Consider the following 19959-nt stretch of genomic DNA (forward strand, 5'->3'; position numbering starts at 1 on the left):
ATGCATTCCCCTGTGGGAGCGAGCCTGCTCGCGAAGAGGCCAGTGCATTCAGATCGAATCTTGAGCGAAGCATACCCGGCAAAAAGTGAAACATTCGTCAGCGCTGATTTGGCCTGTCGCGCGAAGCTGCTTATCATGGCTCGCCCCTGCCACTTCATAGAGTTGCTTATGCGCCGCCTGCTCACCGGCTGTTTCGTCACCCTGCTGTTGTTGCTCAACACCCTGATCCTGATCGGGCCGTTGATGGTGTTCGCCCTGCTCAAGCTGGTTGCACCCGGGCGCTGGCGGAATTACGCATCGGGGGCGGTGATGTGGATTGCCGAGACCTGGGCCGAGATCGACAAGCTGATCTTCCAGCTGTGCATCCCCACGCAATGGGACATTCGCGGCGGCGACGATCTGCGCCGCGACACGTCCTATCTGGTGGTCAGCAACCATCAATCGTGGGTCGACATTCCGGCACTGATCCAGACCCTCAACCGGCGCACGCCGTTCTTCAAGTTCTTTCTGAAAAAAGAGCTGATCTGGGTGCCGTTCCTTGGCCTGGCGTGGTGGGCGCTGGATTACCCGTTCATGAAGCGCTACACCAAAGCCTTTCTGGCGAAGAACCCGGAGCTGGCGGGCAAGGATCTGGAAATCACCAAAGCCGCCTGCGAGCTGTTCAAGCGCCAACCGGTGACGGTGGTGAATTATCTGGAAGGCACGCGCTACACCTTGGCGAAAAGCACCCAGCAGGAATCACCGTTCAGCCACTTGCTCAAACCCAAGGCCGGCGGCGTGGCGTTCGTGCTGGCGGCGATGGGCGAACAACTCGATGCGATGCTCGATGTGACGGTGGTGTATCCGCAGGAAAAAATCCCGGGCTTCTGGGATCTGATCAGCGGCAACGTGCCGCGAGTGATCATCGACATCAGGACCCGCGAACTCGACCCGGCGCTGTGGCAGGGCGATTACGAGAAAGATCCGGCGTTTCGCCAGCGTGTCCAGAACTGGGTCAACCAGCTCTGGACCGAGAAGGATCAGCGCATCGCCGAGCTGCGCGGCGAGCGCCGCTGACTCAACTGCCGGTGCCGGTGCCGACACCCCAGATGCTGCCGAGGCTGCTCAACAGCGAACCGCCGACGCCCTGCTGACCAAGATATTGCAGCAGCACCGGGGCAAACTGGCCGATCATGCCGCTGTCCATGCCCAAGGCGCTGAACGCGTTGTTCAGGTCGTTGCTGTCTTTGACATTGCCCAGCGCGTTTTCAAGACCTGCGGACTTGCCGGACGAACCGAGCAAAGCCCCGAGCGCCGCCAGATTGCCGCTGCCACCGGACAACTTGTCGATACCCGGCACTTCCTTGGCCAGTTGCGAATAGTCGGTGCTGCTCAACTGATTCTTTGCCAGCCCAAGCATCGCGCTGGTACCGCCAACGGCCTGCTCCGGGGTGACGTCCAGCGCACTCAGAGCACTCAACAAACCAGCGGTCTCCGAGGTCGGCGCCGCAGCGGCCGCCTTGTCGCCACCCTGCATCCCCGATACCGCACCGGCCACGTCGTTCAAACTGAAACCGGCAAACACCGGCCCGGCGGCCAGGGTCAGGAGCGATGCCAGGGCAAAACCGCGTGAACTCTTCATTCAGACATCCTCTTGGGAAAAGCTGCCGCCGGACGACGGCGACGAAACTGCCGGTTTGACCGGGTATCGGTTGGCATGTTCCTCGCTCGGCACCTCCATTGTCATCATGCTCGGCAAATAAACCGAAACTCGAGTTCCCTCGCGATGAACGGGACCTTAGCAGTCCGTTAAACGGAGAAAATCAATAAATCGGGGGCCTTCGGCCGCCTGCGATGACTTTGTCGGCGCGGAAGGAGGCTGCGATCCTTTATGCCGTTTATCTGCCGCTTATTAGAAGTCATATTTCTAACACGACTAAAAGACTGTCAGTTCTGACAGTTGGCAGCAAACATGAACGCATAGAACATTACTGCTCCTTTCATGTAACGGAGTACGAATGATGAAGTTGAAAATCGCAGCGGGTGTTTTGGTAGGTCTTGCCATGATGAGCACCGCCTATGCAGCCACTTGTCCATCACTTTCGATTACCCATTCTCAAGACAACGAAGATCTCACTTTCACCTCTGCGCGCCTTAAAGACAAAGGCAGCGCTGATTCAGTTGTCATTTGCCGCTACGAAGGCAAGGGCGACCTCGGCGCCTCATCCGGCTACAGGAACGGTACTCCGATTACAGCCACTGGTACCGGTTGGAAAGACAAGGAAGGTAAGCCTTCGGATGATTGCGCAGTCACCGATGGAGACACCAAAAAATGCTCGTTTGAAGAAACGAAAAAAAATTGACATGTAACAAAGGGCAACTCGAAGGTTGCCCTTCTTTGTTTGGAAATCCCAAGTCGCACCATACAACTTATCCAACATGGTCATGCACATCAGTTGGCGGAGGTCCTTCAACTCGAGAACCGTTGGACTGGTTCGCTATAAAGAACAGGTAAGTCTTGGTCGCGATTCCTGGAGCCTGAAATCGATACACTAAGCAAACAGGGAAGCATCGACATGTCAAACAGACAGATCGGTATCGTAAAGTGGTTTGACGATGAGAAAGGCTTTGGCTTTATCACCCCCGAGAGTGGTGATGATCTCTACGTCCATTACAGCGCCATTGAATCGAATGAATGCAAAACGCTAAAAGAATGGCAAAGGGTGTCGTTTATCGCCACAAGAGGAAAGAAAGGCATGCAGGCTGACAAAGTTAGGGTCCTCTAGTGACAACGAACCGCCATAACATAAAAAACGGCGCCAGACGGCGCCGTCTTGCGTTGCAATAAAACCTTACGCCGCACTGAACAACTTGTGCGGGTCGATCACAAACTTCTTCGGCACGCCGGCATCGAACTCGCCGTAACCTTCCGGCGCCTGATCGAGGCTGATCACTTGCACGCCGACCACTTCAGCGATGTTGATGCGGTCCCACATGATCGCCTGCATCAGCTGGCGGTTGTACTTCATCACTGGAGTCTGGCCGGTGTGGAAGCTGTGGGATTTGGCCCAGCCCAGACCGAAGCGAATGCTCAAGCTGCCCATTTTTGCCGCGGCGTCGACGGCGCCCGGATCTTCGGTGACGTACAGGCCGGGGATACCGATCTTGCCGGCAACGCGCACCACACCCATCAGTGAGTTGAGCACTGTGGCCGGGGCTTCGGCCTTGACGCCGTCGTGGCCGTGGCCGCGCGCTTCGAAACCGACGCAATCCACCGCGCAATCGACTTCCGGCTCGCCCAGCAGTGCAGCGATCTGTTCGTGCAGCGGGGTGTCTTTGGACAGGTCGACGACCTCAAAGCCCTGGGCCTTGGCATGGGCCAGGCGGATGGTGTTGACGTCGCCGACGATCACCACCGCCGCACCGAGCAAGCGTGCGGAAGCGGCAGCGGCGAGGCCGACCGGGCCGGCGCCGGCGATGTATACGGAACAGCCCGGGCCAACGCCGGCAGTAACGGCGCCGTGGTAACCGGTCGGGAGGATGTCGGAGAGGCAGGTCAGGTCGCGGATTTTCTCCATGGCCTTGTCGCGGTCCGGCAGTTTCAGCAGGTTGAAGTCGGCGTACGGCACCAGCACGTATTCAGCCTGGCCACCGGTCCAGTCGCCCATGTCGACGTAACCGTATGCGCCGCCGGCACGGGCCGGGTTGACGGTCAGGCAGACGCCGGTGTGTTGCTCTTTGCAGGAACGGCAGCGCCCGCAAGCTACGTTGAAGGGAACGGAAACCAGATCGCCAATCTTCAGGTTTTCGACGTCGGAGCCTTTTTCGATTACCTCGCCGGTGATCTCGTGACCCAGCACCAGACCGGTCTGCGCCGTGGTCCGGCCGCGCACCATGTGCTGGTCGGAGCCACAGATGTTGGTGGAGACCACCTTGAGAATGACCCCATGCTCGATCTTGCGACCGCGCGGGTCCTGCATTTTCGGATAGTCGATTTTCTGTACTTCGACCTTGCCAGCGCCGAGATACACCACACCACGATTGCCAGACATGCTTTCACCTCGCTGTTGTTTTTATGGAACTGCGTTGCCCCGGTGGGGCAGCGCGTTGAGTGCTCGGGTATTGCTTGTTGGTCTTGCGTTGTTTGTTTTGGCCCCTTCGCGAGCAGGCTCGCTCCCACGTTGGAATGCATACCCCTGTGGGAGCGAGCCTGCTCGCGAAAGCGATCTAGAGAACGACGGTTCTGTTGGCGTTCAGGAACACCCGTCTTTCGATGTGATACCCAACCGCCCGCGCCAGCGTCAGGCCTTCGATGTCGCGCCCCTTGGCGATCAGGTCCTCGGGGTAATGACTGTGATCCACCGCCTCGACGCCCTGGGCAATGATCGGTCCCTCGTCGAGGTCGTTGTTGATGTAATGCGCCGTCGCGCCCACCAGTTTCACGCCCTTGTTGTAGGCCTGGTGATACGGTTTGGCGCCCTTGAAGCCCGGCAGCAGCGAGTGGTGAATGTTGATCGCCTTGCCGTCGAGCTTGCGGCACAGCTCCGGTGACAGCACCTGCATGTAGCGGGCGAGGATCACCAGTTCGGCACCGGCCTCTTCGATCACCTGCCAGACCTGACGCTCCTGCGCCGGTTTGTCGTTGGGGTCGAGAGGGAAATGGTAGTAGGGAATCTGGTGCCAGTCGGCCAACGGCTTGAGATCCGGATGGTTGGACACCACTGCCGCCACGTCCATCGACAACTGGCCGATGCGCTGGCGGTAGAGCAAGTCATTGAGGCAGTGATCGGCCTTCGACACCATGATCACCACTTTCGGCCGGTAGTTCGGCGCGGTCAGCTCGAAGAGCATGCCGAACGCCTGCCCTCGCTCGGCAAGGCCTGCGCGGAAAGATTGCTCGTCAAAACCGTCCGGCTGGCGGAATTCCACGCGAATGAAGAAACGCCCCGAGAGGCGATCATCGAACGAGTGGTGCTCGGTCACATAACAGCCCTGCTCGAACAGAAAACGCGTCACCGCGTCCACCGTGCCGAGGACGCTGGGGCAGTCGGCGGTCAGAATCCATGTGTCTGGGGCGCGGCTCATATTTTATCCTCTGATCGTTCCTACGCTCTGCGTGGGAATGCCGCCATGGACGCTCGGCGTCCGCTCTTGGGACGCGGAGCGTCCCGGGATGCATTCCCACGCAGAGCGTGGGAACGATCATCCATCAAGCCTGAACGCTGAGGCCGTACTCGGCCGAAGCATCCTGCAACCACAACCACCAGTAATCCGAGAAGCTGCGACGGATCAGCAGTTCCCAGGTGTCTTCGGCGGTATGACGAATCATCAGCTGCGATTTGGCGAACACCGTGCCCACCGCTTTGCCGACCGGGAAGTTGTTCGGGTGCACATCGTAGCTGGTCGACTTCATCAGCACCTGACGCACGTTCGGGCCGCTCAATTCGAGAATCTGCTGGCCGCCGCTGACGTTGACGATGGCAATGTGCAGATCGCCCAACGCTTCACGCAGTTTCTGCTCGGCAGCGAATTCTTCGCCGCTTGGCACGATCAGCAGCCACTCGTCCGGGCCCATCCATTGCAGGCTGGTTTCGCCTTTGACGATCACGCTCAGCGCACCGGGCAATTCAATGCCCAGGGCTTTGTGCACACCGGCCGCGAACGCGGCATCGTGGCCATCGCCACGAAGGGTCAGGTGGCCGAGGAGTTTCTTTTCCCGCACGATCACGCCGGCGTTCTTGCGGCCCTTGCCGACCAGGCTGGCGAGGTCGGCATGGTGCAGCGACGACTCGGCACGGGCACCGGTGGTCGGGCGTTGCTGGTAAACATTGGCTGTGGTCATAAAGCACCTTCTGAATTCTGTTGGTTCCTGCGGTGGCTGATCTGCCGCTTTCGCGAGCAGGCTCGCTCCCACAGGGGAACGCGATCGAATGTGGGAGCGAGCCTGCTCGCGAATAGCCGCCCGCCCACCGCTCCCGAGGTTGTCAGATGTTCTGCCGCTCACCCTTCGGATCGAAGAACACCGAAGAAACGATCTCCGCCTCGATCACGCTGCCATCGGCCAGCGGTGCGAACACCCGCTCGCCCATGCGCTTGAGGCCGCCCTTGACCACACCCATGGCAAACGAATAACCGAGGGAGTTGTGCGCGTAGCTGGAGGTCACGTGGCCGACCATGGTCATCGGGATCGCCTGCTTGGTGTTGAACACCAACTGCGCACCTTCCGGCAGCCATTTGGTCGGATCGATCGGTTTGAGGCCCACCAGTTGCTTGCGCTGTTCCTTCACGCAATCTTCGCGGTTCATGCCGCGCTGGCCGATCCACGAGAACGGTTTGGTGCGACCGACACACCAGCCCATGTTCAGGTCGTCCGGGGTCATCGAGCCGTCGGTGTCCTGGCCGACAATGATGAAACCCTTCTCGGCCCGCAGCACGTGCATGGTTTCAGTGCCGTAAGGGGTCAGGTTGTACTGCTTGCCGGCCTCGACGATTTTCTCCAGCACGCCCATCGCATAATCGGCCTGCACGTTGACTTCGTAAGACAGCTCACCGGTGAACGAGATACGGAACACCCGCGCCGGCACATCGCCGACCAGACCTTCTTTCCAGGTCATGAACGGGAACGCTTCGTTGCTCAGATCGATGTCAGTCACGGCACTGAGCAGCTTGCGGCTGTTCGGCCCGGACAGGGTCATGGTCGCCCAGTGGTCGGTGACCGAAGTGAAGTACACCTTCAGGTCCGGCCATTCGGTCTGGTGGTACAGCTCCAGCCACTGCAGTACGCGCGCGGCGCCGCCGGTGGTGGTGGTCATGACGAAATGGTTGTCGGCCAGACACGCGGTCACACCGTCGTCGAAGACCATGCCGTCTTCCTTGCACATCAGACCGTAGCGCGCCTTGCCCACGTCGAGCTTGGTCCAGGCGTTGGTGTACACGCGGTTGAGGAATTCGCGGGCATCCGGGCCTTGAATGTCGATCTTGCCGAGGGTCGAGGCGTCGAGCAGGCCGACGCTATCGCGCACGGCTTGGCATTCGCGCTTGACCGCCGCGTGCAGGTCTTCACCGTTTTTCGGGAAGTACCAGGGACGCTTCCACTGACCGACGTCTTCAAACTCGGCGCCGTTCTTCACGTGCCAGGCATGCAGCGCGGTGTAGCGCACCGGTTCGAAGATGTGCCCGCAGTGCCGCCCGGCCACGGCGCCGAAGGTCACCGGCGTGTAGTTCGGACGGAACATGGTGGTGCCCATCTGCGGGATGGTGACGTTCAGCGAACGGGCGGCAATGGCCAGACCGTTGACGTTGCCGAGCTTGCCCTGATCGGTGCCGAAGCCCAGCGCGGTATAGCGTTTGACGTGCTCGACCGACTCGAAACCTTCGCGGGTCGCCAATTCGATGCCACCGGCGGTGACGTCGTTCTGGAAGTCGACGAATTGCTTCGGTGCACGCGCCGAGTTCTTCTCGTGCGGCACCTGGAACAGCGCCAGTGTCGGCTCTTCGAGACGGCTCAGAGCTTTCGGCAACACGCCTTCGACGGTCTGGAAACCGGCTTCGGCAGCAGCGCGCACGCCACCTTCAAAACCGTCGGCCAGCGAATCGCCAAGCGCGTAGACGCCATTGATGCCACCGACGCACACGCGTTTCTGCGGTGCTTCGCCCGGTACGAAACCGAGAATATCTTCCCGCCAGACCGGTTTGCCGCCGAGGTGCGAAGCCAGGTGAACCACCGGGCTGTAACCGCCGGAGCTGGCGACCAGATCGCACTCGAGCCACTCGCCCGGACTGGTCACGGCGTTGGCTTTTACGTCGATCGCGGCGACGCGGGCAGCGGTCACACGCTTGCTGCCACGCACTTCGATGACGGCGCTGCCGGTGAGGATGCGAATGCCTTTGGCGCGTGCTTCTTCGACCAATGCACCGCGCGGATTGCTGCGGGCATCAGCGATGGCGACCACTTGCAGACTGGCATCGAGCCAATCCAGAGCGACGCGATAGGCGTGATCATTGTTTGTCGACAGCACCAGTTTTTTGCCCGGCGCTACGCCATAACGACGCACGTAAGTCGACACCGCGCCGGCAAGCATGTTGCCCGGCACGTCGTTGTTGCCGTAGACCAGCGGACGCTCGTGGGCGCCGGTCGCCAGCACCACGCGCTTGGCGCGGACACGGTGGATGCGCTGACGCACCTGACCGATCGGCGCGCGGTCGCCGAGGTGATCGGTGAGGCGTTCGTGAATGGTCAGGAAGTTGTGGTCGTGGTAACCGTTGACCGTGGCGCGCGGCAACAGCAGCACGTCCGGGGTGTTCTTCAATTCAGCGACGACACTGGCGACCCATTCCATCGCCGGTTTGCCGTCGAGGCTTTCACGGGAATCGAGCAGGCTGCCACCGAACTCTTCCTGCTCATCGGCCAGAATCACTCGCGCACCGCTGCGCGCAGCGGCCAGGGCAGCGGCGAGACCGGCCGGGCCGGCACCGACGATCAGCACGTCGCAGTGCTGGTTCATGTAGTCGTAGGTGTCCGGATCGTTCTCGGTCGGCGAACGGCCAAGGCCGGCAGCCTTGCGGATGTACTTCTCGTAGGTCATCCAGAACGATTGCGGGTACATGAAGGTTTTGTAGTAGAAACCCGGCGGCATCAGCTTGCCGCCGACCTTGCCGAGAATGCCCATCATGTCGTTGTTGACGCTCGGCCAGCCGTTGGTACTGGTCGCAACGAGGCCCTGATACAACGCCTGCTGCGTGGCACGCACGTTGGGAATCTGCGTGGCTTCGGTGGCACCGATCTGCAGCACTGCGTTCGGCTCTTCGGAACCCGCAGCGAAGATGCCGCGAGGGCGCGAATACTTGAAGCTGCGGCCGATGATATCGACGCCGTTGGCAATCAGTGCAGCGGCCAGCGAGTCGCCTTCGTAGCCTTTGTAGGTCTGGCCGTTGAAGGTGAAGCTCAGCACTTTGTTGCGGTCGATCCGTCCACCGTTGGACAGGCGATTGGTCTGGCTCATACCTTCTCTCCCAGCGCCGTCGTGGCTGTTTTTGCAGTGCCAGCCTTGTCGGTGAATTGCGGCTTCTCGCCGATCTTGTAGCTCTCGAGAATCTCGTAGGTCACGGTATCGCGAGTGACGTTGAAGTACTGGCGGCAACCGGCAACGTGGTCCCACAGTTCGTGGTGCAGACCGCGCGGGTTATCGCGGAAGAACATGTAGTCGCCCCATTCCTCATCGGTGCAGGCGTTCGGATCCAGCGGCCGCGGGATGTGCGCCTGGCCGGATGCATGGAATTCCTCTTCGGAGCGCAGTTCGCCGCAGTGAGGACAGAAGATGTGCAACATAGGGATTTCTCCTGTTAGTGGGCGACGGCAGCAGCGCCGTGTTCGTCGATGAGCGCGCCGTTGTGGAAACGGTCGATGGAAAACGGTGCAGCCAGCGGGTGCATTTCACCCTTGGCCAGACTCGCGGCAAACACGTTGCCCGAACCCGGTGTGGCCTTGAAGCCGCCGGTACCCCAACCGCAGTTGAAGAACATGTTCGGTACCGGAGTCTTGGAAATGATCGGGCAGGCGTCCGGGGTGGTGTCGACGATGCCGCCCCACTGGCGGTTCATGCGTACCCGCGAGAGCACCGGGAACATTTCGACGATGGCCTGAATCGTGTGTTCGATCACCGGGTACGAACCACGCTGGCCGTAGCCGTTGTAGCCGTCGATACCGGCGCCGATCACCAGGTCGCCCTTGTCGGACTGGCTGATGTAACCGTGCACGGCGTTGGACATGATCACGCTGTCGATAATCGGTTTGATCGGCTCGGACACCAGCGCTTGCAGCGGGTGGGATTCGATCGGCAGGCGGAAACCGGCAAGCTTGGCCATGTGCCCGGAGTTACCGGCCGTGACCACGCCGACGCGCTTGGCACCAATAAAACCCTTGTTGGTTTCGACGCCGATGCACACGCCGTTTTCCTTGCGGAAGCCGATCACTTCGGTCTGCTGGATCAGGTCCACGCCCAAGGCATCGGCGGCACGGGCAAAGCCCCAGGCCACGGCATCGTGTCGGGCGACGCCGCCGCGACGCTGCACGGTGGCGCCCATGATCGGGTAGCGGGTGTTTTTCGAGCAGTCCAGGTACGGAATTTCGTCCGCAACCTGCTTGGCGTCGAGCAGTTCGCCGTCGACGCCGTTGAGGCGGTTGGCGCTGACCCGACGCTCGGAATCACGGATGTCCTGCAGGGTGTGGCACAGGTTGTAGACGCCGCGCTGGGAGAACATCACGTTGTAGTTGAGATCCTGCGACAGGCCTTCCCACAATTTCATCGCGTGTTCGTAGAGGTGCGCCGACTCGTCCCACAGGTAGTTGGAACGCACGATGGTGGTGTTGCGCGCGGTATTACCGCCGCCCAGCCAGCCTTTCTCGACCACGGCGACATTGGTGATGCCGTGCTCCTTGGCCAGATAGTAGGCAGTCGCCAGGCCGTGCCCGCCGCCGCCGACGATGACCACGTCGTAGACTTTTTTCGGGGTGGGCGTGCGCCACATGCGCTGCCAGTTTTCGTGGTGGCTGAGCGAGTGTTTGAACAGGCCGAAGCCGGAATAGCGTTGCATAGTCATTACTCCAAAACCGACTCAGCGATAAACCGGGAAGTCTGCGCACAGGGCCGAAACCTGCTGGGCGACATTGGCCTCGACATCGGCGTCGCCGAGGTTGTCGAGGATGTCGCAGATCCAGCCGGCGAGGGTTTCGCACTGGCTGACCTTGAAGCCGCGTGTGGTCACCGCCGGGGTGCCGATGCGCAGGCCCGAGGTCACGAACGGCGACTGCGGGTCGTTCGGCACGGCATTCTTGTTCACCGTAATGTGCGCACGGCCCAGCGCGGCGTCGGCGTCCTTGCCGGTCAGGCCCTGACGGATCAGGCTGACCAGGAACAGATGGTTGTCGGTGCCGCCGGAGACCACATCGTAGCCACGCTTGATGAACACGCTGGCCATCGCCTGGGCGTTGTCGATCACTTGTTGCTGATAAGCCTTGAAGCCAGGCTCCAGCGCTTCCTTGAAGCACACCGCTTTACCGGCGATGACGTGCATCAGCGGGCCGCCCTGTGCGCCGGGGAAAACGGCGGCGTTGAGCTTTTTCTCGATCTCTTCGTTGGACTTGGCCAGGATCAGCCCGCCACGCGGACCGCGCAGGGTCTTGTGCGTGGTGGTGGTGACCACGTCGGCGTACGGCAGCGGATTCGGGTACAGGCCAGCAGCGACCAGACCGGCGACGTGAGCCATGTCGACGAACAGCAGCGCACCGACCTTGTCGGCGATTTGGCGGAAGCGCGGGAAATCCAGTGTCTTCGAGTAAGCAGAGAAACCGGCAACGATCATTTTCGGTTTGCACTCGACGGCCAAGCGCTCGACTTCGTCGTAGTCGATCAGCCCGGTGCCGGTGTTGATGCCGTACTGCACAGCGTTGTAGAGCTTGCCCGAGGACGACACTTTCGCGCCGTGGGTCAGGTGACCGCCGTGGGCCAGGCTCATGCCGAGGATGGTGTCACCCGGCTGGATCAGCGCCAGGTACACCGCGCTGTTGGCCGAAGAACCGGAGTGCGGCTGGACGTTGGCGTAATCGGCGCCGAACAGTTGCTTGGCGCGTTCGATGGCCAGCGCTTCGACCTTGTCCACATGCTCGCAGCCACCGTAGTAGCGCTTGCCCGGATAGCCTTCGGCGTATTTGTTGGTCAGGCCGCTGCCTTGCGCCTGCATGACGCGCTTGCTGGTGTAGTTCTCCGACGCGATCAGCTCGATGTGATCTTCCTGACGTTGCTCCTCGGCATTCATCGCCGCCAGCAGTGCATCGTCGTAACCCTGGATCTGGTCTTGCTTGCTGAACATCGCGTCTCTCCCAGCGGCATCTGTGCGCCATTCGTCTCGGTAAGGCACTGGCAATGATGGCAGTGCCCTTTGATGCGATGGTATGGCTGGCACAGACAGCTCAAATGCCTGCGCGCGCCACGCAAAGGTGCGTTTACGACATGGCTGGAAAAGGGTGGTCGGACACATCATCCGAAACTGTGGAGATCCCCGTGGGAGCGGGCTTGCTCGCGAAGAGGCCGTGTCAGTCATATCAATGCTGCCTGACACAACGCTTTCGCGAGCAAGCCCGCTCCCACAGGGGTTAGGTGTATGCCGCGCGGACGGCAAGCAGCAGGAGGAAATGCGCGGGATACAGCGCATATGCCCAGCGCCGCATCGGTGGTGGCTGCAGATGTCGCCCATGTCGCAACAAGAACATCCCCAGCATCGGCGCAAACAGACACGTCCCCAGGCCGAGAATCGCCACACTGTTACCGAACCGCGCCGATTCGAGCAACACCTGCCATTGGTTCGCTGCCAGACACACCAGCCCCGGCAACAGGCTCAAATACCAAGGCCGGTGAAATACCAGCAGCATCGCCAACGGCAACAATACGCCGAAGAAACCGAACATCAGTCGTTCTGAGAAAACCGCCGCAACCACCAGTGCGGCCAATGCGAGCAACCGCGCCACCGATGCTCGATCCTGCCAGCCGCGCGCCACCAGCAGGCCCAGCGCGAGCGTCGGCATCACGTTGAACGTGTCAGGGTCGGGGATGTAGAAGCGATAAGGAATTTCACTGATGGCGCTGAACAGCAATAGCCAGCCCGGATAACGCCATTCCATCTTGCGTGAACCGTTACGGGCCAGATTCGCCGCCATTGCCAGGCAAAACCACGGAAACGCAAGACGACCCGGCACATACAGCCAGTCGGCGGAGAAGCCGACATATCGCAGGTGATCGAGCAACATGCTCAGCAACGCCAGCCATTTGAGCAGATCCAGGGCACCGTCGCGTTGGCTCAGGTGCATAATCGGCCCATAAACTGGTAATTTTCCCCACCCGACATCGCATGTGCTCCCCGGAAGATCTTCGGTAAAGTGCGCATCCTCATTGACCACGAGCCTTCACAAGAGTCTCGATTACGGAAGCCGGCCATGACCGACAAGAGCCAACAATTCGCCAGCGACAATTATTCCGGGATTTGCCCGGAAGCCTGGGCTGCCATGGAACAGGCCAACCACGGCCACCAGCGCGCTTATGGCGACGATGAATGGACCGCCCGCGCGGCGGATCATTTCCGCAAACTGTTCGAAACCGACTGCGAAGTGTTCTTCGCCTTCAACGGCACCGCCGCCAACTCACTGGCCCTGTCGTCGCTGTGCCAGAGTTACCACAGCGTGATCTGCTCGGAAACCGCCCACGTCGAAACCGACGAATGCGGCGCCCCGGAATTTTTCTCCAACGGCTCGAAGCTGCTGATCGCCGGCACTGAAAACGGCAAGATCACCCCGCAATCGATCCGCGAAGTCGCGCTCAAGCGCCAGGACATCCACTACCCGAAACCGCGTGTGGTGACCCTGACTCAAGCCACTGAAGTCGGCAGCGTCTACACCCCGGAAGAAGTCCGCGCCATCAGCGCAACCTGCAAGGAACTGGGCCTGCACCTGCACATGGACGGCGCGCGGTTCTCCAACGCCTGCGCATTCCTCGGCTGCTCGCCCGCCGACCTGACCTGGAAAGCCGGCGTCGACGTGCTGTGTTTCGGCGGCACGAAAAACGGCATGGCGGTGGGTGAAGCGATCCTGTTCTTCAACCACAAACTGGCCGAAGACTTCGACTACCGCTGCAAGCAGGCCGGGCAACTGGCGTCGAAGATGCGCTTTTTGTCGGCACCGTGGGTCGGCATTCTGGAAAACGACGCCTGGCTCAAATACGCCCGCCACGCCAACCACTGCGCGCAACTGCTGGCAGAACTGGTCAGCGACATTCCCGGCGTCGAGTTGATGTTCCCGGTGCAGGCCAACGGCGTGTTCCTGCAACTGTCCGAGCCGGCCATCGCTGCGTTGACTGCAAAGAACTGGCGTTTCTACACCTTCATCGGCAAGGGCGGCGCACGATTCATGTGCTCCTGGGACACCGAAGAAGAACGCGTGCGCGAACTGGCCCGCGATATTCGCGAGGTCATGTCGGCCTGATTCCCCTCCCTAGTTGCATTCCCATGCTCAGCACGGGAATGCAACCCAGAGGCTGGGCGTCCCAGACCTGCATTTTCAGAATCGGACTACACCAAGGCCTACAGAAAGCACAAAAAACCCGCCATAGACTGCCCGCTCCCGATTCAAGGAGCGCACGCGATGGCAATTCCCGGCTACATGACAATCACGGGCAAGACCCAAGGGCTGATTTCGGCAGGCTGCTCAACGCCTGATTCGGTCGGCAACAGATATCAGGCGGCACACACCGATGAAATCATGGTGCTGTCGTACAGCCACAACCTCGCCAACCTCGACAACTCTCACCGAGCCACCCACGCGCCGGTCATTGTCACCAAAGTCGTCGACAAATCTTCACCGCTGCTGGCCCAGGCACTGGCCAACCGTGAAGAGATCGACTGCAAGATCAACTTCTACCGAACCTCCCCTCAGGGTCAGCAGGAAAAATACTTTTCTGTCTCGATCGACGGTGCGGTGCTCACCGAACTGAACCTGGATATGCCCCACGTCATTCTGCACAACGACGCGGAACCTCAGGAGCAGGTCGCCATTCGTTATCGTGGCATCAGCTGGGTGCATCACCTCGCCGGGACCAGCGGCCATGCCTCGTGGGGCGAAGAAGGTTGAGCGATCAGCGCCATGGTCTCAGCGACGTTCGACACGTTGCCGGCAAGCTGCTCGCACAGGCACAGACAGTCGGCTCACGTCATCTGGCATTCGGCAGTGCGCGCGTGCAGTTCAATCAGGCCATCGCGCGCTTCGCCAAGGGTATTGTCGATGATGTCGCCAGCGGCCGCCTTTCAGCGGATATGGGCCTTGACGCCCTCGCACAGGAACAACGCCACTTTCTGAACCAATCCAGATCTTTGATGCGCGGCACCAAAGGTGCCGTTCCTGAAGCGGTAAAAAAACGTTCGTTATCGATGCTCAGGCCGCCTGCCTCGCGCTCCGATCCAGACAGATTGCTGCGCGCGATTCATCAGCAGAACCTCAGGGTGGCGCGCGTTAATAACAGCAGCACCGCGCGCAGCCCTCACCCCGTCAACGACTTGAAGTTCTTCCCCAGCGAACACTGGCCGCAAGATCGTCCGGCCCCGTCGGAGCCGGGGTTTTACATCGTGCCGAAAAGCATTGTCGCCGAGAAGCTCGAGGCACAGCTGTTCCCCTCCGCCAACCCGAATGTCATCGCCAGATTCAGAAGTTTGAATCCGACCCCGGACATGATTAAAGCCGGTTCGATGATCGTGCTGAGCGACCCTGACAATCAGCAATGCACATACGAGGAAGCATTGCTGATGCAGACCGCGCGTTTTGTCAGTGCGACGCTGGAACCGCTGACCTTGGAAGAAGCGGATTTCATGGCGCAGCACTATGGCGTGATCCAGACCGCACTTGCCTATGAATCAAAAGTGATCGGGGTCGTCACGGCCATGGCAGCCAATCATCTGGATGGCATAAAAAATGTTCTCGCGGATCTTGAGAAGTTGCATGTTCATACGCTGGACGTAAAAGGCCACCGGGTCTCTGAAGAATTCATAAACAAGCGTGACCAATTACTCAAAAAGCTGGACGTCCAACTCAATCGGTTCACCCGACAGAGTATTGGCATCCCCGATTACCCGAGCCTGAAGACCACTCTAGGCATTGATCATCCCTATCTTGTGCACCACTGGCGAAAAGCCGGCGGCATCGGCCAGAACCCAGGTTATGCCACGCATATTCGGGCAGTCAGCCAAGCATCACAGTACGTTAAATATGGCGGCTGGATCGGTACAGCGGTGGGTGGTGGCGCCTCCGCCTTAAAGGTGCAGGATGTCTGCATGCACGGAAGCGCGGAGGCATGTGAAAAAGTGAAGTTCACGGAGAGCGGAAGCTTTTTGGGTGGTGTGGGTGGCGGAATGGTTGCCGGCGCGCTCGTAAGCTTGACTGCCTCAACGATTTGCGTAGGCGCTGGCCTCCCGACAGGCGGGCTTGGCACTGTACTTTGCAGTGCGCTACTGGCAGGACTCGGAAATTACGCCGGCGGGACTTTGGGCGAGAAAGGCGGCGAACGGATCGCACAGAAAGTATACGAGGCTGTTAAATGACTCTTCGTACTTCAGAGAAAATATTCTTGTTGATTGGTATTGTAGACTTCGTCGGCATATTTACTTTGATAGGAGTGATGTTATATGTCGCGAAAACAAAGACCGAAACCATATTGAACCATCTAACAAACAGTTCTATTTCGAGCAGACTTATAATGCTTTGGCACGGAGGTCCTTGGGGTAAAATCTACATGATGGGAGAAGTGTTCGACATCATGCGAAACCCTGAACTTTACATTCACACCGGAAAACTTTGCGCGAAAGACTTCGAAAACTTCCCCAAAAAACTGAAAAAGAACCTGATTATTTTATACAAACTGGTTTTCATTTTTTTTACAATTATGATGTGCTTGGGAATAAGCTCATCCGTAGATCAAATTAACAATATCGTAAAAGATCCAATTGTGATCATGACACTGGTGAGTTTCACAGGTCTTTTAGTGGTAAATGGAATTTTACTTTATACCGCCAAAAGAAGACTGGAAACGATCCTAAATAGCCTGAAACGCAGTTCAATCACATCGTCTTTGCTCATGTTATGGCAAGCGGGCCTGGGGGGGCGTATTTATATGTTGGGTGAGATTTTCGGCATCCTCAAAAAACCCGCACGGTACATTTCCCAAGGCAAAGTCAGCGCAAGAGACGTTAAGAATTTCCCGCCAAAACTCAAACGCGACCTGCTCAAACTGAATAAATACCAGCAAATATTTGGCTTTGCCTTTGTGGGCTTCGGCCTGCTCGCTTTGTTCGGGCTGATTTGAAATTGCACTTTCCCGGTCGATCTCCTCATTTAGGAGATCGACCCAAGTTCATGCCTATTTAAAACTCAATCCGCACATCCCCCTTCGGCACGCTGCAGCACGACAGGATAAATCCTTCCGCCTCGTCATCCTCGGTAATCCCGCCGTTGTGTTCCATCTCCACTTCGCCGCCCAGTTTCATCACCTTGCACGTTCCGCAGATACCCATGCCGCAGGCTTTCGGGATCATCAGGCCGAGTTTGGCGGCGGCTGCGTGCACGGTTTCGCCCGGGCCGACGCGGATGCTTTTGCCGGAGGCGGTGAATTCGACCTGGTGCAGATCCGCTGCGTCGATTTCCGGCGCATCGGCGGCTTGTTCGGCCTGTTCCACCGCGTCGGCGCGGGCCTCGGGTGGCGTGGCGCCGAAGGATTCTTCGTGGTAGCGCGACATGTCGTAGCCGGCCGCTTCCAGCAGGCGCTTGACCGCAGTCATGTATGGCGTCGGGCCGCAGCAGAACACTTCGCGTTCGAGGAAGTCCGGAACCATCAGTTCGAGCATCTTGTGATTCAGATAACCGCGATAACCGGCCCATGGCTCACCGAGGCCGTGCTTTTCACAGATCAGGTGCAGGCTGAAGTTGTCGATCCGCGACGCCATGTGCTCGAGCTCGCGGTGATAGATGATGTCTTTTGGCGAGCGCGCGCTGTGCACGAAGGTCATGTCGACGTTGGCGTTGGTGTCGTAGAACCAGCGCGCCATCGACATGCACGGGGTGATGCCGACGCCGCCGCTCAAATACAGGACCTTCGGGCTAGGAAAGTCGATCGCGTTGAACAGCCCGACCGGGCCGTGCACCGCCAACTCCTGCCCCTCATGCAAAGTGTCGTGCAACCAGTTCGAGACCTTGCCGCCCGGCACGCGTTTGATCGTCACCGAAAAGCTGTACGGCACCGACGGCGAGCTGGAAATGGTGTACGAGCGCATGATCGGCTGGCCTTCGATTTCCAGCTCCAGGGTGACGAACTGCCCCGGCTTGAAGAAGAACAGGATCGGCTGGTCGGCCATAAAGCAGAAGGTGCGCACATCCCAGGTTTCCTGGATGACTTTGACGCAACGGACAATGTGTCGGCCATTGGCCCAGGTCTGGGTGGTGACCGGATTCAGGAAGCTGTTGGACATGCTGTTCTCCACGGCCGACTGTCGGCCTCTTGTCGGCGATTCTGCGTATAGCGCAGACCGTGCGTTTACCTATCCGCGACATTGACATACTTATCGCGACCAGCCCTTGAACACCGGGCCTTGCGCGTCGGGAACAGATTGCGCCATGTCGCCCATGGATAAGGTTCGGGGCAGCGCCGGCCCCACACTCGCCCCAACACAAGACGACTTCTTTACACCTTGCGTAGCAACCGTTTTGCAGCACACCTGATCAGCCACTTTCGCCGGCCACGCAGAGGGCCATGAGGATTACATCGATGGACGTCACCGCAAAAATCAGCCTGGGCGATCCGCTGGAACCCGCACGCAAGGCCACCGCACAGATGCTGCAGGAGCGCGAGCGCACCTTTTCCCTGCCGCAGCCGTTCTACAGCGACGAGCGCCTGTTCGATATTGATATGCAGGAGATCTTCCAGAAAGAGTGGTTGATCGCCGGCATGACCTGCGAGATCCCGGCCAAGGGCAACTACCTGACCCTGCAGGTCGGCAAGAACCCGATCATCGTCATTCGCGGCGCCGAAGGCGTGGTGCATGCGTTTCACAACGTCTGCCGCCACCGTGGCTCGCGCCTGTGCACCAGTGAAAAAGGCAAAGTCGCCAAACTGGTCTGCCATTACCACCAGTGGACCTACGAACTGGACGGTCGCCTGCTGTTCGCCGGCACCGAGATGGGCGCCGACTTCGACATGAAGCAGTACGGCCTGAAACCGGTGAATGTGAAAACCGCTGGCGGCTACATCTTCATCAGCCTGGCAGAGAACCCGCCGGCCATCGATGACTTCCTGTCGACGCTCAACCATTACATGGAACCGTACGACATGGAGAACACCAAGGTGGCGATCACCACCACCTTGATGGAGAAGGCCAACTGGAAACTGGTGCTGGAAAACAACCGTGAGTGCTACCACTGCAACGCGTCGCACCCGGAACTGTTGAAAACTCTGCTGGAGTGGGACGACGTCACCGACCCGCGCGCCGATCAGGCGTTCAAGGATCATGTCGCCGCCTCCGCCGCTGCCTGGGAAGCGGAAAAGATCCCCTACGCTCACGCCAGTTTCGGCCTGCGCAACCGCATCGTGCGCATGCCGCTGCTCAAGGGCACCGTGTCGATGACCCTCGACGGCAAGCAGGGCTGCGCGAAACTGATGGGCCGCATCAAGAACCCGGACCTGGGCTCGATGCGCATCCTGCATCTGCCGCACTCGTGGAACCACTGCATGGGCGATCACATTATCGTCTTCACCGTGTGGCCGATCAGCGCCCAGGAAACCATGGTCACCACCAAGTGGCTGGTGCACAAGGATGCGGTGGAAGGTGTCGATTACGACGTCGAGCGCATGCGCCAGGTGTGGGACGCGACCAACGATCAGGACCGCCGTCTGGCTGAGGAAAACCAGCGCGGGATCAACTCCACCGCTTACCAGCCGGGGCCTTATTCCAAGACGTATGAATTCGGCGTGGTCAACTTCGTCGACTGGTACAGCGAGCGGATGTTGAACAACCTCGGGGCCGAGCCAGCGCCTTACCTCAAAGGCGTTCCGGTTCAGGGCTGATCAAGAGCAAAAGATCGCAGCCTGCGGCAGCTCCTACAGGTGGAATGCATTCCCCTGTGGGAGCGGGCTTGCTCGCGAAGAAGTTCTGACAAACACCACTGACCTGAAGCCATTTAGATCAATTTCTGATCAATACCTCCGCCGCCCATACCCACCAAGCCTTCCAGCCTTCCGCAAACAAGTTATCCACATAGCCGCCCACAGCAAATGGGGGTAACTGGGGATGAGTCGAAAAATATCCTGCTGATTTGCAAAGAAAAATCGTGACTTATTCTGAATCACGGTTTCTGAAAACGATCGATCGTTTTTTGATCAGCCTCGCGCAGGCCACGGA

The 19959-nt window shown here is 59.4% G+C and carries 18 protein-coding genes; 8 read left to right on the forward strand and 10 right to left on the reverse strand.

What is annotated here, in order from left to right:
- Positions 1-168 precede the first annotated feature (168 nt).
- Positions 169-1056 (forward strand): acyltransferase, encoded by an 888-nt coding sequence (locus tag AB4N53_RS17410; RefSeq protein ID WP_460121939.1) that lies wholly within the window; start codon positions 169-171, stop codon positions 1054-1056.
- Between the two features lies 1 nt (position 1057).
- Here the strand turns inward: AB4N53_RS17410 and AB4N53_RS17415 are convergent, their stop codons facing one another.
- Complete coding sequence (locus AB4N53_RS17415; RefSeq protein ID WP_460121941.1) at positions 1058-1621, reverse strand: DUF2780 domain-containing protein; 564 nt, start codon at positions 1619-1621, stop codon at positions 1058-1060.
- 376 nt (positions 1622-1997) lie between these two features.
- Here AB4N53_RS17415 and AB4N53_RS17420 point away from each other — a divergent pair, with 376 nt between their 5' ends.
- Positions 1998-2342, forward strand: coding sequence for a hypothetical protein (locus tag AB4N53_RS17420; RefSeq protein ID WP_460121942.1), 345 nt, complete (start codon positions 1998-2000; stop codon positions 2340-2342).
- Between the two features lie 213 nt (positions 2343-2555).
- Positions 2556-2765, forward strand: coding sequence for a cold-shock protein (locus tag AB4N53_RS17425; protein ID WP_460121944.1), 210 nt, complete (start codon positions 2556-2558; stop codon positions 2763-2765).
- 66 nt (positions 2766-2831) lie between these two features.
- Here AB4N53_RS17425 and fdhA read toward each other — a convergent pair whose 3' ends face one another.
- The 8 genes from fdhA to AB4N53_RS17465 form a co-directional block, all read right to left on the reverse strand.
- Positions 2832-4031 (reverse strand): formaldehyde dehydrogenase, glutathione-independent, encoded by a 1200-nt coding sequence (fdhA, locus tag AB4N53_RS17430; RefSeq protein WP_460121946.1) that lies wholly within the window; start codon positions 4029-4031, stop codon positions 2832-2834.
- Positions 4032-4206: 175 nt separating this feature from the next.
- On the reverse strand, positions 4207-5064 hold the full coding sequence (gene purU / locus AB4N53_RS17435) for a formyltetrahydrofolate deformylase (protein WP_039757644.1): 858 nt from the start codon (positions 5062-5064) through the stop codon (positions 4207-4209).
- 124 nt (positions 5065-5188) lie between these two features.
- Complete coding sequence (locus AB4N53_RS17440; RefSeq protein WP_310403546.1) at positions 5189-5821, reverse strand: sarcosine oxidase subunit gamma; 633 nt, start codon at positions 5819-5821, stop codon at positions 5189-5191.
- A gap of 142 nt (positions 5822-5963) precedes the next feature.
- Positions 5964-8981, reverse strand: coding sequence for a sarcosine oxidase subunit alpha (locus AB4N53_RS17445; protein ID WP_460121949.1), 3018 nt, complete (start codon positions 8979-8981; stop codon positions 5964-5966).
- On the reverse strand, positions 8978-9307 hold the full coding sequence (locus tag AB4N53_RS17450; RefSeq protein WP_016772830.1) for a sarcosine oxidase subunit delta: 330 nt from the start codon (positions 9305-9307) through the stop codon (positions 8978-8980). Before AB4N53_RS17450 ends, AB4N53_RS17445 begins: the two co-directional genes overlap by 4 nt.
- Positions 9308-9321: 14 nt before the next feature.
- Positions 9322-10572, reverse strand: a complete 1251-nt coding sequence (locus AB4N53_RS17455; protein ID WP_016772829.1) for a sarcosine oxidase subunit beta — start codon at positions 10570-10572, stop codon at positions 9322-9324.
- A gap of 21 nt (positions 10573-10593) precedes the next feature.
- Positions 10594-11847 (reverse strand): serine hydroxymethyltransferase, encoded by a 1254-nt coding sequence (gene glyA / locus AB4N53_RS17460; protein WP_460121951.1) that lies wholly within the window; start codon positions 11845-11847, stop codon positions 10594-10596.
- Between the two features lie 283 nt (positions 11848-12130).
- Positions 12131-12841, reverse strand: a complete 711-nt coding sequence (locus AB4N53_RS17465; protein ID WP_460121953.1) for a TraX family protein — start codon at positions 12839-12841, stop codon at positions 12131-12133.
- A gap of 126 nt (positions 12842-12967) precedes the next feature.
- On the opposite strand from AB4N53_RS17465, the gene AB4N53_RS17470 reads away from it, so the two are divergent.
- The 4 genes from AB4N53_RS17470 to AB4N53_RS17485 all read left to right on the forward strand — a co-directional run bounded on the left by AB4N53_RS17470 (position 12968) and on the right by AB4N53_RS17485 (position 16874).
- Positions 12968-14008: a threonine aldolase family protein gene (locus AB4N53_RS17470; protein ID WP_016772826.1), complete on the forward strand. Its 1041-nt coding sequence runs from the start codon at positions 12968-12970 to the stop codon at positions 14006-14008.
- 159 nt (positions 14009-14167) lie between these two features.
- A complete protein-coding gene (locus tag AB4N53_RS17475) occupies positions 14168-14653 on the forward strand; it encodes an Hcp family type VI secretion system effector (protein ID WP_056786550.1) in 486 nt (161 codons plus the stop codon).
- Positions 14650-16113: a hypothetical protein gene (locus AB4N53_RS17480; protein WP_460121956.1), complete on the forward strand. Its 1464-nt coding sequence runs from the start codon at positions 14650-14652 to the stop codon at positions 16111-16113. The genes AB4N53_RS17475 and AB4N53_RS17480 overlap by 4 nt, the downstream gene beginning before the upstream one ends.
- Positions 16110-16874 (forward strand): hypothetical protein, encoded by a 765-nt coding sequence (locus tag AB4N53_RS17485; protein WP_460121958.1) that lies wholly within the window; start codon positions 16110-16112, stop codon positions 16872-16874. Before AB4N53_RS17480 ends, AB4N53_RS17485 begins: the two co-directional genes overlap by 4 nt.
- A gap of 58 nt (positions 16875-16932) precedes the next feature.
- On the opposite strand, the gene gbcB is transcribed toward AB4N53_RS17485, so the two are convergent.
- Positions 16933-18033: a glycine-betaine demethylase subunit GbcB gene (gbcB, locus tag AB4N53_RS17490; RefSeq protein ID WP_016772824.1), complete on the reverse strand. Its 1101-nt coding sequence runs from the start codon at positions 18031-18033 to the stop codon at positions 16933-16935.
- A gap of 296 nt (positions 18034-18329) precedes the next feature.
- Between gbcB and gbcA the strand changes: the two genes are divergently transcribed.
- Positions 18330-19625, forward strand: a complete 1296-nt coding sequence (gbcA, locus tag AB4N53_RS17495; RefSeq protein ID WP_016772823.1) for a glycine-betaine demethylase subunit GbcA — start codon at positions 18330-18332, stop codon at positions 19623-19625.
- Positions 19626-19959 lie beyond the last annotated feature (334 nt).

Source organism: Pseudomonas sp. H3_E04, from assembly GCF_054668915.1.

Excerpts from the sequence above, each read along its gene's own strand:
- AB4N53_RS17410 (WP_460121939.1), top strand. The coding sequence starts at position 169 with ATGCGCCGCCTGCTCACCGGCTGTTTCGTCACCCTGCTGTTGTTGCTC.
- AB4N53_RS17415 (WP_460121941.1), bottom strand. The coding sequence starts at position 1,621 with ATGAAGAGTTCACGCGGTTTTGCCCTGGCATCGCTCCTGACCCTGGCC.
- AB4N53_RS17420 (WP_460121942.1), top strand. The coding sequence starts at position 1,998 with ATGATGAAGTTGAAAATCGCAGCGGGTGTTTTGGTAGGTCTTGCCATG.
- AB4N53_RS17425 (WP_460121944.1), top strand. The coding sequence starts at position 2,556 with ATGTCAAACAGACAGATCGGTATCGTAAAGTGGTTTGACGATGAGAAA.
- fdhA (WP_460121946.1), bottom strand. The coding sequence starts at position 4,031 with ATGTCTGGCAATCGTGGTGTGGTGTATCTCGGCGCTGGCAAGGTCGAA.
- purU (WP_039757644.1), bottom strand. The coding sequence starts at position 5,064 with ATGAGCCGCGCCCCAGACACATGGATTCTGACCGCCGACTGCCCCAGC.
- AB4N53_RS17440 (WP_310403546.1), bottom strand. The coding sequence starts at position 5,821 with ATGACCACAGCCAATGTTTACCAGCAACGCCCGACCACCGGTGCCCGT.
- AB4N53_RS17445 (WP_460121949.1), bottom strand. The coding sequence starts at position 8,981 with ATGAGCCAGACCAATCGCCTGTCCAACGGTGGACGGATCGACCGCAAC.
- AB4N53_RS17450 (WP_016772830.1), bottom strand. The coding sequence starts at position 9,307 with ATGTTGCACATCTTCTGTCCTCACTGCGGCGAACTGCGCTCCGAAGAG.
- AB4N53_RS17455 (WP_016772829.1), bottom strand. The coding sequence starts at position 10,572 with ATGCAACGCTATTCCGGCTTCGGCCTGTTCAAACACTCGCTCAGCCAC.
- glyA (WP_460121951.1), bottom strand. The coding sequence starts at position 11,847 with ATGTTCAGCAAGCAAGACCAGATCCAGGGTTACGACGATGCACTGCTG.
- AB4N53_RS17465 (WP_460121953.1), bottom strand. The coding sequence starts at position 12,841 with ATGCACCTGAGCCAACGCGACGGTGCCCTGGATCTGCTCAAATGGCTG.
- AB4N53_RS17470 (WP_016772826.1), top strand. The coding sequence starts at position 12,968 with ATGACCGACAAGAGCCAACAATTCGCCAGCGACAATTATTCCGGGATT.
- AB4N53_RS17475 (WP_056786550.1), top strand. The coding sequence starts at position 14,168 with ATGGCAATTCCCGGCTACATGACAATCACGGGCAAGACCCAAGGGCTG.
- AB4N53_RS17485 (WP_460121958.1), top strand. The coding sequence starts at position 16,110 with ATGACTCTTCGTACTTCAGAGAAAATATTCTTGTTGATTGGTATTGTA.
- gbcB (WP_016772824.1), bottom strand. The coding sequence starts at position 18,033 with ATGTCCAACAGCTTCCTGAATCCGGTCACCACCCAGACCTGGGCCAAT.
- gbcA (WP_016772823.1), top strand. The coding sequence starts at position 18,330 with ATGGACGTCACCGCAAAAATCAGCCTGGGCGATCCGCTGGAACCCGCA.